The sequence below is a fragment of the Pedobacter sp. CFBP9032 genome, from assembly GCF_034045265.1.
GTDB lineage: Bacteria > Bacteroidota > Bacteroidia > Sphingobacteriales > Sphingobacteriaceae > Pedobacter.
Genome location: NZ_JAXCWE010000004.1, coordinates 1 through 14,044, shown reverse-complemented (window position 1 = coordinate 14,044; position 14,044 = coordinate 1). Strand labels below are relative to the sequence as shown.

The following is a 14,044-nucleotide window of genomic DNA, read 5'->3' as shown; positions in this document are numbered from 1 at the left end:
GGTTTTCCACTAGATAAATACCCTTGTTCCGGAAAAGTTCTCTCTAAATTCTTTAGGTGTGCAATGCTTCTTCTTTTTAAACAGGCGGTTAAAGTTGGAGATATTATTGAACCCACATTTATAAGAAATCTCCGATACAGAATGCGTAGTTTCAATCAGCATTCTGGTGGCGTGACCAAGTCTAATCTCGTTCAAACTATCGATAAACGTATTTCCGGTTCGCTTTTTAATAAACCGGCTAAAGGAAACCTCTGTCATGCTCACGAGTTTTGATAAATCTTTTAGTGTAATAGCCTTATAGAAATTGGCATTCATAAATTCAAAAGCCTTATCAATCCGTCGGCTATTGTAGTTCATCACCTGGTCGTTGTTAAACGTGCCATCAGATAAAATGCGCATGCTTTTCGAAGAAGATAAATCGTGCAGAATGCTCATCAGTTCCAGCACGGAATCAAAACCCTGCAACTGGTCAATATCCAGAATGCGTTTATAAACTTTTTCAATGGTTTCCCGGGGGAAGAGAATGCCGCGAACGGAGCGCTCAAACATCTTACGGATAAAACTCAACTGATTTCTCCGAAGCATTTTATCATCAAAAAGATCTTTATGCCACTGAATGGTTACTTCGGTAATTTCCTCACTTTTGCAATGATGAGTGGTCCATACATGAGAAAGATTCGGGCCAATCAGCACCAGTTCCATGTCTGTAATTTCCTCGATATTATCGCCAACAATTCGCTTGGCCCCTGGTGCATTTAAAATCAGGTTCAGCTCAAATTCCTCATGAAAGTGCAGCGGAAAATCGAATTCCTTTTTTACCCTCGAAAATATGGTAAAACAATCGTTCTGGGTAAGTGGCGTAATTTCCTTGATAATATTATTCATAAACTTTAGTGTTCAAAATAGATCTCTTTAAGATAAAAGAACATTGATGCAATTTAATAAAAAAATGGGTTTTTCATTTAACTTCAAGGCACTTATAAGCATGAAAATGATAGTTATTCTATGGTATTTGGTTAAAATAGTATTATTATTAAAATGATTACCTTCCTACTTTAGAGAATAATTATAGCAAACCTTATTTCTAACCAAAAGATAATCGTATGATCAAGAAAACATTGCCTTTCTTCCTCTTTTTATATGTCATTTCCTTTGTGTCTTTTGGGCAATTAATTGATCAGAAAGCATCCTTGGAAACCAAGAATCTGTATAAAAACCTAACCAGTCTTTATGGCAAAGCAACGCTTATCGGGCATCAGGATGATCTGGCCTATGGCGTAGGGTGGAAATACCAGGAAGGACGGAGTGATATTAAAGAGCTAACGGGCCAATATCCGGCCGTTTTTGGTTGGGATGTAGCGGGCCTGGAGACTAGCAAAACGGCAAATATTGATGGTGTACCCTTCGAAAAAATGAAGGGTTATATCAAAAAAGCATATGATTTAGGAGCAATCAGCACCTTAAGCTGGCACATGAACAATCCCTATAACGGAAAAACATCATGGGATACCAGCTCATTGGCTGTAAAATCAATTCTTCCCAACGGATCCAAACACACACTATATAAAAGCTGGCTTGATCATTTTGCAACTTTTGTTAATACCTTAAAAGGGAGCGATGGGAAAGCTATTCCAATTCTCTTTAGGCCTTTCCACGAAAATGGTGGTGCCTGGTTTTGGTGGGGAACAAAATCATGCACGCCTGATCAGTACAAGGCATTATGGCGATTTACAGTTGGCTACTTAAAAGATAAGAAGAAGCTGCACAACCTGATTTATGTGTTTAATCCCTGCGATTTTACTACAGAAGAACAATATCTAACCCGCTATCCCGGCGATAAATTAGTAGACGTACTTAGCTTTGATCATTACCAGTATGGAGCAGAAAAAGGAGAAACCTTTGCGCTGGAAGTTGCAGGAAATCTGGCCATTCAACATCAAATAGCAAAGCGAACCAATAAAATCAGCGCCATTGCAGAAATTGGTTTTGTAGAAATTCCGGTGGCCAACTGGTGGACAAATATCCTGGCGAAGGCGATCAAAGAAAACATGCCATCATACCTGCTACTGTGGAGAAATGCTGGTTACCGCCCACAGGAAAAGGACAATCATTACTATGCGCCCTATCCCGGACAAGTTTCTGCAGCAGATTTTCTTAAGTTTATTAAGCAGGATCAAATCCTTCTTCAAAAAGGACTGAAATCCATTTACAAATAGCACAATAGCCAAATATGAAGTTACAATTAATCGATGTCCTGATCATTATGCTGTACCTCGGTACCATGATTTTTATCGGATTCTGGTATCGAAAAAAAGCAAAGCAAAACAAAGAAAGTTACATGATGGGCGGGAAGTCGCTACCCTGGTATAAGTTGGGTTTGAGTGATGCTTCAGACATGTTCGACATTAGCGGAACCATGTGGATGGTGGCCCTTTGCTTTGTTTACGGTTTAAAAAGCATCTGGATTCCATGGCTTTGGCCAGTGTTCAACCAGGTATTTATGATGATGTTTCTGAGTAAATGGCTTCGTCGGAGTAATGCCAATACTGGTGCCGAATGGTTGCAGACCCGTTTTGGATCTGTTGGCAAAGGCGTAAAGGGATCGCATGTGGTGGTCATTGCTTTCGCACTCATCAGCTGCTTTGGTTTCCTGGCTTATGGCTTCATTGGCTTGGGTAAATTCATGGAAATCTTCATTCCCTGGGATCAGGTAAAAGCATATGTTCCCTTTGAAATCTCCGCTCAGTATGTACCGCATTTTTACGGTATTCTGTTTACCCTTTTTGCTATGTTCTACTCCATTTTAGGTGGAATGCACAGCATTGTTTTGGGCGATATGATTAAGTATGCTTTCATGACGATTGGCTGTATTGCCATCGCGGTTATTGCCATGAATCACCTGCAGGGCCATACTTTAAATGTGCCAAAGGGTTGGGATGATCCGTTCTTTAGCTGGAAGTTAGACTTAGATTGGAGTAAAATTGCTGCCGATGCCAATAAAAAAATTGCAGATGATGGTTTTAGTTTATTCGGGATTTTCTTTGGGATGATGTTGCTGAAAGGCGTATTTGCCTCGCTGGCTGGTCCGGCACCAAATTACGATATGCAGAAAGTATTGAGTACACGGAGCCCGAAGGATGCCAGCAAAATGACAGGTTTTGTAAGCATCATTTTATTACCCATTCGCTATTCGATGGTGATCGGATTAACGGTTTTGGCGCTCCTCTACTACAATCAGATTTACTTAAAAGGGCCGGATGGCGTAACGGATTTTGAAAGAATTTTACCTGCTACCATTAACAACTTTTTACCTGTCGGGATTTTAGGAATTGTGCTTACTGGGTTGCTAGGGGCTTTTATGGGCACTTTCAGTGGCACGCTTAACGCAGCGCAGGCTTATATTGTGAATGATATTTACCTGAAATATGTTAATCCTGCAGCCAGCACAAAAAAGATCATCAATATGAATTACATCGTGGGTGTTGCGGTGGTTACCATTGGTGTGGTGTTGGGCTTTTTCGCCAACAATGTAAATGATATTTTGCAGTGGATTGTAGGTGGTTTATACGGTGGCTATGTAGCGGCCAACTGTTTAAAATGGTATTGGTGGCGCTTTAATGCCAATGGCTTTTTCTGGGGAATGGCCGTGGGAATTGGCGCAGCATTGCTAATGCCTTATGTAACCAGTGGCCTCCCACTTTATTGGTGGCCGCTGCTTTTCCTGCTTTCTCTTGCTGGTTGTATTATTGGCACTTATGCCGCACCGCCAACTGAAGAAGCTACATTAAAAAAATTCTACCGCACTGTACGTCCCTGGGGTTTTTGGAAGCCTGTTCATGAGTTGGTTGTGGTCGATGATCCAGATTTTCAGGCTAATAAAAGGTTTAAACTCGATATGTTTAATGTAGTGCTAGGCATTATTGCTCAGTTATGCCTCACCATTTTACCCATGTATTTCATTTTGGGAATGCACACACCTCTTTTCGCCACGATTGCTGTATTAGCCATTATCGTCATCATTTTGAAAAGAACCTGGTGGAATAAATTAGAAGATTGATAATACAATATAATATTTTTATGATAGATTTTGAAAAAAGAAAACTGCAGCTAGAGGAAGCGCAAGCCGACCTGATTGCTGTTGATAATAAAAAAGTAGCCTTAGGGAACGGGATCTTCGACCGGTATGAAAACCCCATCTTAACGGCAGCACATGCGCCCCTAAAGTGGCGGTATGATTTTAATCCTGAAAGCAACCCATTTTTGTTGGAACGGATCGGAATTAATGCAACTTTTAATGCTGGTGCTATAAAATTTAATAACAAGTATTTGCTTATTGCCAGGGTAGAAGGCAGAGACCGTAAATCGTTTTTCGCCGTAGCCGAAAGTGATAACGGCATTGATCATTTCAGGTTTTGGGAGGAGCCAATTTTGCTTCCTGAAACAGATGAGCCAGATACCAATGTATACGATATGCGTATTGTTGCGCATGAAGATGGCTGGATGTATGGCCTGTTTTGTACAGAAAGAAAAGATCCGAATGCACCTGCACACGATCAGTCGATGGCAGTAGCGCAATCTGGAATTGTACGAACCAAAGATTTAAAGACCTGGGAGCGTTTAGCAGATTTGAAAACGCCTTCGCCACAGCAAAGAAATGTGGTACTTCATCCGGAATTTGTAGATGGAAAATATGCTTTTTATACGCGTCCGCAGGATGGTTTTATAGAAAGCGGAACCGGAGGCGGCATTGGTTTTGGTTTAAGCGAATCCATAGAAAACGCAGTAATCGAGAAAGAATTTATTGTTGATAATAAAAACTACCATACCGTTTACGAAGCGAAAAATGGGATGGGTCCGGAGCCAATTAAAACGGAACATGGCTGGTTGTTTTTAGCACATGGCGTGCGAAATACTGCTGCTGGCTTACGTTATGTTCTTTATATGTTTATGACAGATTTGAACGATTTAACCAAGGTTATCTATAAACCTGCAGGTTATTTCCTGGCGCCAGAAGGCGAAGAACGCATTGGTGATGTTTCTAACGTGGTGTTCAGCAATGGCTGGATTTTGGATGAAGATGGAACGGTTTTTATTTACTATGCCTCATCAGATACCAGGATGCATGTGGCCACCAGTTCGCTGGAGGTTTTAGTAGATTATGTGATGAATTCGCCCGCAGATGGATTCCGCTCCACAACAACAGTACAGACGATTTTGAGCAACATTGAAAATAATAAATAAGTAAATACTCCGCAACATTGAAGGTAGATTTAGCGAAATATCAACAGGAATTAAATCAGGAGCTGGACAATATTCTAAGCTTCTGGAAAAACTTTACCATTGATGAAGTGAATGGCGGATTTGTAGGTAAAATCGATCATAACAATCATATTGATGAGATTGCGCCCAAAGGAAGTGTGTTAAATGCCCGCATCCTTTGGACATTTTCCGCCAGTTATAATTTAAAAAAAAATCCTGGTTGTTTGCTGCTTGCTGATCGGGCTTTTGCATATATTAAAGATCACTTTGTCGACCAGGAATTTGGTGGCGTTTACTGGATGCTGGATGCAAAAGGGAAACCGCTGGATACTAAAAAGCAGGTTTATGCAGTAGCTTTTACCATCTATGCCCTGAGCGAATATTTCATTGCCAGTAAGTTTGAGCAAAGCAAAAATTTGGCTATTAGTCTTTATACTGATTTGCTTGCACACAGCTATGATCAACAAAATGGGGGTTATTTTGAGGCGTTCAGCAGAGATTGGAAAGCATTGGAAGATTTGCGCCTGAGCAATAAAGATGCAAATGAAAAGAAGACCATGAATACCCATCTTCATGTATTGGAAGCTTTTACCACACTTTACCGCATCTGGCCAGATGAGCAACTTAAAAATAACATTATTGGTTTAATTGATAATTTCACTTCCCATATCCTGAATAAGAAAACAGGAAATTTGATTCTTTTCTTAGATGAAAATTGGAATCAGAAATCAGATATCATCTCTTACGGACATGATATCGAAGCGGCCTGGCTTTTATTAGAAGCCGCAGAGGCGTTGCATGATCAGAAATTAATTGATGAAATCAAAATTCTTGCCTTACAAATGGCAACCATATCTAAAAATGGAATTGATATAGACGGCAGCTTATGGTACGAATTTGATCCTTCCAATCACCATTTTGTTAAAGAAAAACACTGGTGGGTTCAGGCAGAAGCCATGGTAGGATTTTTCAATGCCTGGCAAATTTCTGGCAATGAAAGTTTTTTACAAATCAGCCTGAACAACTGGGCATTTGTAAAAAGCAACATCATTGATCATCAAAATGGTGAATGGTTTTGGGGTATCACCGAAACAGGCGAAATCATGAACAGTGAAGATAAGGTTGGCCCATGGAAATGCCCCTATCACAATAGCCGCGCCTGTATAGAGTTGATTCGGAGGATTGGGGTGGGCTTAAGCTTTTAAGGCTTCTAAAATATTTAAAAAAGGTCTATTTAATCAACCGCTCGGCAATTTCATGTTGTTTTAATCGTGTGCCATCTGGCAGTATTAAAATATTTTGCTCATTACTTGGATCAGTGCTAATGTGATAACCACTTCTGCAATTTTTATAACGGTAGGTGAATGCTTTTATCGCTTTAAATAGCCCTTCATTGCAAGCAACATTATATACATGGCGAGAACAACTTACGCTGAAAATGCATTTGGGCGCCTGGTTTTTATCCTTCAGCGCCCAATACATTCGAATTATGGCAAGCAGCAAAAATTTCATTTTTAAATTTTACTGAAAACAACCATCTGATAAGCTGCTATATAACCTGGCTTGGCACCAAATCCAAAGCATCCTGGATCGGGCTGTACATAGGTAGAAACACTCTCTAACCTGACATATACCCAGCCTTGGGTACGATAGGAATTTACAATTTTTTCTAACTGTTGTGCAACAGCTGCGGTAGTTTCCTTCTTTTGATCCAAGGTGGCAGTAAAGGGTAAAACTTTATATTCCATATTAATTAATTTTCTTAAAACTATTTAACTCAAAAGTAGCCTGTGGAAATGAATTATCTTTACGGGTTTCCGTAAGTTAGAATAAAACTTGGTGAAGCATAATAGTTTTTAAAGAGCTAATAATTAACGGATTATATTAATTTATTATCCTTGCAATAAGCAATCAATTGCTCGTTATTAGAGATGTTGAGCGTAGATTTAATTTCACTCAGCCTTTTTTCTAAACTACTTAAACTGGAAGGTTTTATGTTGTTTTTCTTGATGTAAATAGCAACTTCTTTTTGTGAATTGCCTTCCATCAGCATCGAGATAACCATCTTGTCGTATTCGTCAAAAATAATGGAAAAATTAGCTTTCAAATCCATTCGAAGGTTGGCAGAAAGGTATCTTTGATCATTAGCTATTTTTTCAATTGCCGCCTTTAGATCTTTAATGTCACCGCGACCTTTAGGAACATATCCATCAAGATTCAAGTCGCGATATAAGCGGCTGGCTACGGCATTTCGGCCTTCGCCAGTAAATACCATTATTTTTAATCCTGGCTGAACTTTTTGCGCCGCCCGAATCAGGTCTGTACCATCTTCAAGCACCTGAGGTATATCATTATTAAAAGACAAATCGGTAATGAGCAGATCATATGGCTCGCCATTAGCTAAAGCTTTTTGAAGGCGACTTAATGCTGCATCACAATAAGTTACATGATCGCGACTATCAAAGATAATACTTAAATCTGTTAACGTTTTCTGTACAGAAATATTGGTGCTGTCACAGTCATCGGCTATCAAAACTTTTTTGAACATCATCTTTAGGATTTTGAAACATGCAAAACTTAATTACATCAAAGATAATCCTGATGAGGAGATTTATTTTACGGTTTTCCTCAATTTTAAAAATAGAATTCTCATGTTGAATGCGATAAAAAGTGTGTTCGTGTAAAAAAAGTAGGGTTATGTGTCTTGTTGCTTTGCTTAACAAGTCGTGATAATTAGTTGGTGTAAATTTTCTATATGATATTTTAAGTAACGGTATGATTACTCTATATTGATTAAGCATCCCGCTCACACTTTAAAAACTAAATTAACGATGAACAAATTAATGCTTAAAGGCGAAGTTGCGGCATGCCTAATTTTGATGTGCCTTCTTATGGTACAAAGTTGTAAAAAGGATTTACTCCAGCCTAACTCGAATGTTTTAACAAGCTCGCTTTCTATTGCAGAGGCCAAAAAGTATTTTGAAACCACTGTAAAACCATCGCTCAAATCTAAAACTCTCTTGTCTAAAGGGGTTACAAAGCCTTCAACAAACGACGAATCAATAGCTGAAATTTTAGATAATAAAGAAGCGATTTGGGAAAGCGCTTATCAAAAATTAATTTCTACGGGGAACGCAGTTAAGATACCGCTCGATTTTGGTAAAACCTATTCTGTTGTAGATGTAGGAAAGAAAGAACTCATACCCTTCGGATCTCTGAATTATCTTTTCATGTATAAAGATAGCCTGCAGCAGATTCATGCCGAATGGGTAATCCTACTTCCGGATAAAGCTTGGCTTTATGGCAAAAGAGAACAGTATACGGGCAAAATTGTTGTTAAAGATTGGGAAGGCAATTTTATTAAAGCATACGATTATAAGGGGATGATTCCGGCAAAAAGCATGAGTCTGATTCCTGGAAAATCAAGTAATAACATGACGAATTCACTTCCTGAAACTGCAGAGCCTCCCGTAGACCCATTAGATCCAACAAGTCCTGATGTGTGGGTAATTTGTATTACAAAATGTCATGAATTTTGTGAACAGAATATAGTTGACAGCAGGAAGTGTATAATAATCAGAAATCCTGAAGATCCCGAAAATGGTGGAGGCGGAGGCGGTGGTGGTGGAAGTAGTGGTAATGGTGGCTCTGGTAGTAATGGAGGTTCTGTTGGTGGTGGATCTAATGGTGGCACATCTGGAGCTGATTATTTTCCGCCAAATGGTCCAAGTTGTAGTTCAGATCCAGGTTATACAAAGCCTAATTATCCGGCGCCTGATGGTTATAGTTGGCTTATGCCATGTGAAGGGCCTGGAGCTGTTCCTACTCCATCAGGACCTACCATACCTGTTGTTGATAATGAATATTCTCCTGTTAATTTACCATCAGATTTTGATGTACAATACGATCAGGAATGGTACGATGGTGAAGATGAGCTTGGCCTTATTGATGCAGAACTGTTGCAACAGGGAGTTCCGAATACAGATCCAATACCAGAGGGTTATTATATAAAAGGTACTGGAATTGATATGACGCCTGCTATGCCAAGAAATGGCCGAACGGTATATGGAGACCCTAGAAATGCAAAATATTTTTGGGAAGAACTAATCAAAAAAAGACCAGAAATGTTTAGTCAAAAAAATAGAACACTTATTGCAAATAATGATTTTAGATCAGTTATTGTTGATGATCAATGGATTAAATATAATCCTGCTCATAAATCATACATAGATAATCAATTGGTTCACCATCACCATAAACAACGTAACATGGCTTTTGCCATCCCTGCAAAAGTACATCAAAAGTGGACTGCCATTCTGCATCGGATAAGGGCTAGTGGTAAAATCCCTAAATTAGGAGGCAGATTAAACTCAATGGGACCATTTTTGCAAATTTTTTCAATTATAACTGATATTAGAACAGGTAATCCTGATGCATTTGTAAATGGTTTTGGAGCGATGGATGAAATGGGTAAACTTTATAAAGAGCCTATTCAAAATTTTTATTTTGAAATTACCGAACAAACAGTATTCAAAAACCGGAGCGGAACAGTTACCAGGGCAATTGTTACTTATGATGCCTTTGAAGATTATGTTTGGGATGAAGACGAAAAACGGTACATGGGTGTTTTAAAAATAGCCACTTATGTAGAAGATATTGATGTAATAAATCACCGAACCAATAGTTTAACAAAAGTGAATTAAAATTGCCGATATATGAACAAAATAATAAATGAATTTTTTATAACCTATTTTAAATATAGTAGCTTCAGTAGAGTATATGTTGAGGGGAAAACTCCCAAAAAAATGATGGACTCTTCTGTTGATGTGGAAGGATGGTATATCTGGAAGCCCATTACCGGAACATTAAACGACAGCGACTATCATCAAGTTGAGCAAAAATTTGGGGTGAAATTTCCTAAAAGCTTTATTGAGTGGCATAAACAGTATTTTTTTCTGGATTGTTCTTGTCAGCTCTTTGGGCTGCCTGTTTCCTCCCCAAATGAACCGCTTCAGAATATTATTGATAATCTGGATTATGATCTGGCGAACGAACTTGTGGAAGCTAAGTTATACCCATTTGGCGATGAAGGTAATGATGCAGGCCCTTTGGTTTTTGATGGAAGATATGAAGTAGATAACCATGAATATCCAATTAGGGTGTACGACCATGAATACGGCGGAGATCTGGAAGGATTAAGTGAAATTATTTTTTCTTCCTTTCCTAAACTACTCGAATGTTTTACTCATTATATACGGGAATTAAAAACCAGAAAGAATTTTGAAATCATTCCAGATTTTTTTCAGATTGATCCTACGGGTGCGGGAAAAACAGGTATTGACTACTGGCTGAGCTGGGTTGGTATGGAAGAGGAAAATTACAGACTTTTTGGGCATTAGTTTTCAAAGATTATGTTTGGGAGGAAGAAAGGCATGGCTGAGCAGTGTGTGCTTATGCCATATCTGGTCAATCTATTTTTCTGTTAATGTGATACCGCATCGGTATTAGAAAGAAATTTTAAAAAGAAGGTCTTCGACGGTATGCCATTCATTACCATTATCATTCTGTTTTTCAGAAAACTCCTGATTTTTAAGGAATTTTATCTGCCTGATTTTAGGTAATTACTTTTCAATTTCACCCTAAACGTGGTCGGGTATTCAAAATTTTATAATTTAGGTTTTTAATTCCCCGTTAAAATGAAAACCAGCCTTTATTTATTCTTGTTTATTTTTCTGTCGCCTGGTGTATGGGCACAAAAAATGGTGGTGCCAGGAAGCACTGATATCAAAACCAGTCATCTAAATCCTGGTAAGTATTTATATACGATCTATTATGTAAAAGACACATCCTGGACCAAAAAAGGGACCTTTACTCATGAGCTTTCCATTTCTGGTAATGAGTTGAATCTGGTATCTAATTATACTGATCAAAATAACAAATGGTACCGAAAAACAATTTCATCGGCAGATGCCAAAACATTAGCCCCATTGGCCTATAAATTTGAAGGCCCTAAAAATACCTTTCAACTTACCTTTGGCAATCCCATTACTGGTAAATTCCACTATTTTGATAATAGGAAAGATGAATTGGTTAGTGTGGCACCGAAAGAAAAATTTGTCGATTATAACCTGGCAGAACATCTTTTTACTACCCTGCCACTTGCTGTAGGCTATAAAGCAACGATTCCTGAATTCTATTATGATGGCAAAACAAAGAAGCTGGTTACCAATTACATCATTAAAGAAGTGAAAAGCTTTCAGCAGCGTTCGCCTAAAACAGGGATTCATGAAAGCTGGCTGGTTACTGTACTGGAAGAAAATACGGGTGCCATTTATTATTATGTGATTGATAAAAGCAAACGCATTATCTGGCAGCGTGAAATGTCTATGGCGAATGGCATGTGGGAAATCTGCGTGAACGAAGAACTGGATTATCAACCCATTAAAAATAAATTTAATAAAGAGGAGGCTTTAGCCAAACTTGAGAAGGGAAACAGCGTAATTATAGGTACTTCATTCGCAAGAGATCATGCGCGCCGGGGCATCACCCTGGTAAATGTGAATAAAGCACAGTATGCACCTAAAGGAACCGTTATTTCCATCATCCCAAATTCGCCTTATCTTGTAGAATGGAATGAGGTAAATAAAAAGCTTAGAAAAGGTAAGAAAATACCTGAAGTACCTATTGATCCTAATGTTTCTCAATGTATCAAAACTACTAAAGTTTATGATGATCAGGGCCATTTCGAATTTACCAACCTCATGCCTGGTGATTATGTTTTAATGACATCATTCGGATATACACACGCCTATTCCTATAGTTATTATGCAGGTACATCTTACCTGATGCATCCCAGCGGAGCTGTACTTTCTTCTTCAGCAGTTTACAATACGGCAAATGCCACCCAGGGGGCAAAGGCTGTTATAGAAACTTTGGTTACCATTAAAACCGATGGAGAAAAATTAAAGGTTAACCTTAAAGATGTGCGATAAGGATGCTAAGGGATTGTAATTACCTGCCAACCTCAAACCTTTCTTTATAAATGCTTTAATCTGAATCCCGATCATGACTATTTTTTAGCATATATCTTAAGCAAAATGCAGCCATAACTGCTGTCAGTTTTTCCAATGCGTCTATTTTGTTATCTTTAACAAAAAAAACAAATGCCGCGCTATCGCATACATGCTGAAGAGAAGATCAGAAAATGCTTGCTTTTAAAAGATAGCAACATTCAGCAAATGCTTTATGAAACCTATTGCCTGGAAGTTTACGGGCAGTTTTCTATGTTTTGCAGAGAGCGGGAAAAGGCCAGGGAGTTAACCTTTAAGGTATTTGAAATGGCAAGAATGGAAGTGGAAAATGATATCCCCGTAGAAGGTAGGCTCCTTATCTGGCTAATGAAAATCTCCAGAAAGATCTCCAGAGAATATCTATTGGATTATTCTGTTAAAAAAAGTAACGATCAGCGATGCATCAGGCAACTTATACTTTCAGAAGGGTTTAGTATCCGGGAAGCTTCGGGCATACTTGGCATTAGTATGCAGGACACCATCATCAGGTTAAGAAAAGAACTAAAGGAACAGCATTGATAAGATGGATTTAACAGCGTTTTTAAATAGTGGCTTGCTCGAACTTTATCTAATTGGGACATTGGATCAGGAAGAGGTGTTGCTTGTTAACCAAATGCGGTTTGCTCATCCCGAAGTAGCGGCCGAATTGGCCTCGTTGGAGGCTTTCTTTGAAAGGGAAGCCCTGCAGCAGGCGGTAAAACCTGATCCTGAATTTAATGATAAAATGGAATCGCTGTTTTTAAATCTGGAGATTGAGCAGGCGATGCAGTTGTCTGATCCGCCATTAATTACCAGTTTCTCAAATGCAGATGCCTGGTTCAAAATGATCTCCCCTTTATTGCCGAAGAACGATTTTGACGGTAGGTTTGAAAAACTGCTGCGGAACGACGATAAAGTGATGCAGGCATTGGTAATTACGCCGGAAGGTGTGGAAGAAGAAGTGCACGAAAATATGCATGAGAGCTTTTTGATCCTGAAAGGCACTTGTATTTGTACCATTGATAAGGAAACCATTACTATGGGGCCGGGCGCGTTCATGCAAATTCCACTTCATCAGCCGCATACCATTGCAGTCGTTACAGAATCGGTTATTGCAATATTGCAGCATGTGGAGTGTTAAGCATGATTCTAATACCCATTCTGAGCTAAAATTGATGTTTTCGGGTCATGCTAAAAAAGAAAAAGCTGCCTATCGGGCAGCTGTAGCTATTTAAAAGCGTAACTTAATTTCTTATTTTGCTAAAGTCATTGCTGTTTTTTCTGCATCCATAATGGTTTCTGAGGCATACGATACTGATTTTAAACTTACAAAATCACCTAGTTTTACATTTTTTGCGTTGCTGGCTACCATCGTACTTTCTGCTGCAGTGCCATTTAATTTCAATACGGCATCTTCCTTAACTACGGTGTATAAACTTGTTGCCGTTGTTTTGATCCTTGCAGTGGCACTTTGGTTTAAGAATAATTGAAGGTTTTTAACATCGAAGTTGTTATTGGTAATCACCACCGATTGGCCGTAAGCTTCTATTCTTTCTAAATCTTTCACCGTGATGTTAAGGGTAACCTGGCTGGTTTCCATAGAGTTGATGTATAAAGTTTTTCCGTTACTGCTTACTGATGTTTTTGTTGCATCGTAATTTTCAGCACCAATTACACTTTCTTTTTCACCTTGTGTAAGTACAATTTTTACGTTGCCACTTACCCAGATCCGATTA

14 protein-coding genes are annotated in these 14,044 nt (G+C 38.7%); 9 read left to right on the top strand and 5 right to left on the bottom strand.

Going from position 1 to position 14,044, the window contains the following annotated elements; all coding sequences use genetic code 11:
- Positions 1 to 9: 9 nt before the first annotated feature.
- Positions 10 to 885, bottom strand: a complete 876-nt coding sequence (locus SOM16_RS08820; RefSeq protein WP_320463636.1) for an AraC family transcriptional regulator — start codon at positions 883 to 885, stop codon at positions 10 to 12.
- A 218-nt stretch (positions 886 to 1,103) separates the two neighbouring features.
- Here SOM16_RS08820 and SOM16_RS08815 point away from each other — a divergent pair, with 218 nt between their 5' ends.
- The 4 genes from SOM16_RS08815 to SOM16_RS08800 are packed head-to-tail and all read left to right on the top strand — an operon-like array spanning position 1,104 to position 6,464.
- The gene (locus SOM16_RS08815) at positions 1,104 to 2,216 is read left to right on the top strand and encodes a glycoside hydrolase family 26 protein (RefSeq protein WP_320463635.1); all 1,113 of its coding nucleotides are present in this window, start codon (positions 1,104 to 1,106) and stop codon (positions 2,214 to 2,216) included.
- Between the two features lie 14 nt (positions 2,217 to 2,230).
- Positions 2,231 to 4,057 (top strand): sodium:solute symporter family protein, encoded by a 1,827-nt coding sequence (locus tag SOM16_RS08810; protein WP_320463634.1) that lies wholly within the window; start codon positions 2,231 to 2,233, stop codon positions 4,055 to 4,057.
- 20 nt (positions 4,058 to 4,077) lie between these two features.
- Complete coding sequence (locus SOM16_RS08805; protein ID WP_320463633.1) at positions 4,078 to 5,241, top strand: glycosidase; 1,164 nt, start codon at positions 4,078 to 4,080, stop codon at positions 5,239 to 5,241.
- Between the two features lie 17 nt (positions 5,242 to 5,258).
- Positions 5,259 to 6,464 (top strand): AGE family epimerase/isomerase, encoded by a 1,206-nt coding sequence (locus SOM16_RS08800; RefSeq protein WP_320463632.1) that lies wholly within the window; start codon positions 5,259 to 5,261, stop codon positions 6,462 to 6,464.
- A 25-nt stretch (positions 6,465 to 6,489) separates the two neighbouring features.
- Here SOM16_RS08800 and yidD read toward each other — a convergent pair whose 3' ends face one another.
- From yidD to SOM16_RS08785, 3 genes are all read right to left on the bottom strand, one after another.
- Positions 6,490 to 6,771, bottom strand: coding sequence for a membrane protein insertion efficiency factor YidD (gene yidD, locus SOM16_RS08795; RefSeq protein ID WP_320463631.1), 282 nt, complete (start codon positions 6,769 to 6,771; stop codon positions 6,490 to 6,492).
- Between the two features lie 2 nt (positions 6,772 to 6,773).
- Entirely contained in the window at positions 6,774 to 7,007 is a 234-nt protein-coding gene (locus SOM16_RS08790; protein ID WP_320463630.1) for a hypothetical protein, read from the bottom strand.
- 131 nt (positions 7,008 to 7,138) lie between these two features.
- Positions 7,139 to 7,810 carry a response regulator gene (locus SOM16_RS08785; protein ID WP_320463629.1) on the bottom strand — a complete coding sequence of 224 codons (672 nt, stop codon included), beginning with the start codon at positions 7,808 to 7,810 and terminating at the stop codon, positions 7,139 to 7,141.
- A gap of 280 nt (positions 7,811 to 8,090) precedes the next feature.
- On the opposite strand from SOM16_RS08785, the gene SOM16_RS08780 reads away from it, so the two are divergent.
- The 5 genes from SOM16_RS08780 (at position 8,091) to SOM16_RS08760 (ending at position 13,449) form a co-directional block, all read left to right on the top strand.
- The gene (locus SOM16_RS08780) at positions 8,091 to 9,962 is read left to right on the top strand and encodes a hypothetical protein (protein WP_320463628.1); all 1,872 of its coding nucleotides are present in this window, start codon (positions 8,091 to 8,093) and stop codon (positions 9,960 to 9,962) included.
- A gap of 12 nt (positions 9,963 to 9,974) precedes the next feature.
- A complete protein-coding gene (locus SOM16_RS08775; protein ID WP_320463627.1) occupies positions 9,975 to 10,658 on the top strand; it encodes a hypothetical protein in 684 nt (227 codons plus the stop codon).
- Between the two features lie 297 nt (positions 10,659 to 10,955).
- Positions 10,956 to 12,251: a hypothetical protein gene (locus SOM16_RS08770; RefSeq protein ID WP_320463626.1), complete on the top strand. Its 1,296-nt coding sequence runs from the start codon at positions 10,956 to 10,958 to the stop codon at positions 12,249 to 12,251.
- 171 nt (positions 12,252 to 12,422) lie between these two features.
- Complete coding sequence (locus SOM16_RS08765) at positions 12,423 to 12,848, top strand: hypothetical protein (RefSeq protein WP_320463625.1); 426 nt, start codon at positions 12,423 to 12,425, stop codon at positions 12,846 to 12,848.
- Between the two features lie 4 nt (positions 12,849 to 12,852).
- On the top strand, positions 12,853 to 13,449 hold the full coding sequence (locus SOM16_RS08760; RefSeq protein ID WP_320463624.1) for a cupin domain-containing protein: 597 nt from the start codon (positions 12,853 to 12,855) through the stop codon (positions 13,447 to 13,449).
- Between the two features lie 111 nt (positions 13,450 to 13,560).
- Here SOM16_RS08760 and SOM16_RS08755 read toward each other — a convergent pair.
- Positions 13,561 to 14,044 (bottom strand): GIN domain-containing protein (locus SOM16_RS08755; RefSeq protein ID WP_320463623.1); only part of this gene is annotated, 484 nt, incomplete at its 5' end.

Bases quoted from the DNA above. Each gene is read 5' to 3' on its own strand.
- SOM16_RS08820 (WP_320463636.1), bottom strand. From the start codon at position 885: ATGAATAATATTATCAAGGAAATTACGCCACTTACCCAGAACGATTGT.
- SOM16_RS08815 (WP_320463635.1), top strand. From the start codon at position 1,104: ATGATCAAGAAAACATTGCCTTTCTTCCTCTTTTTATATGTCATTTCC.
- SOM16_RS08810 (WP_320463634.1), top strand. From the start codon at position 2,231: ATGAAGTTACAATTAATCGATGTCCTGATCATTATGCTGTACCTCGGT.
- SOM16_RS08805 (WP_320463633.1), top strand. From the start codon at position 4,078: ATGATAGATTTTGAAAAAAGAAAACTGCAGCTAGAGGAAGCGCAAGCC.
- yidD (WP_320463631.1), bottom strand. From the start codon at position 6,771: ATGAAATTTTTGCTGCTTGCCATAATTCGAATGTATTGGGCGCTGAAG.
- SOM16_RS08790 (WP_320463630.1), bottom strand. From the start codon at position 7,007: ATGGAATATAAAGTTTTACCCTTTACTGCCACCTTGGATCAAAAGAAG.
- SOM16_RS08785 (WP_320463629.1), bottom strand. From the start codon at position 7,810: ATGATGTTCAAAAAAGTTTTGATAGCCGATGACTGTGACAGCACCAAT.
- SOM16_RS08780 (WP_320463628.1), top strand. From the start codon at position 8,091: ATGAACAAATTAATGCTTAAAGGCGAAGTTGCGGCATGCCTAATTTTG.
- SOM16_RS08775 (WP_320463627.1), top strand. From the start codon at position 9,975: ATGAACAAAATAATAAATGAATTTTTTATAACCTATTTTAAATATAGT.
- SOM16_RS08770 (WP_320463626.1), top strand. From the start codon at position 10,956: ATGAAAACCAGCCTTTATTTATTCTTGTTTATTTTTCTGTCGCCTGGT.
- SOM16_RS08765 (WP_320463625.1), top strand. From the start codon at position 12,423: ATGCCGCGCTATCGCATACATGCTGAAGAGAAGATCAGAAAATGCTTG.
- SOM16_RS08760 (WP_320463624.1), top strand. From the start codon at position 12,853: ATGGATTTAACAGCGTTTTTAAATAGTGGCTTGCTCGAACTTTATCTA.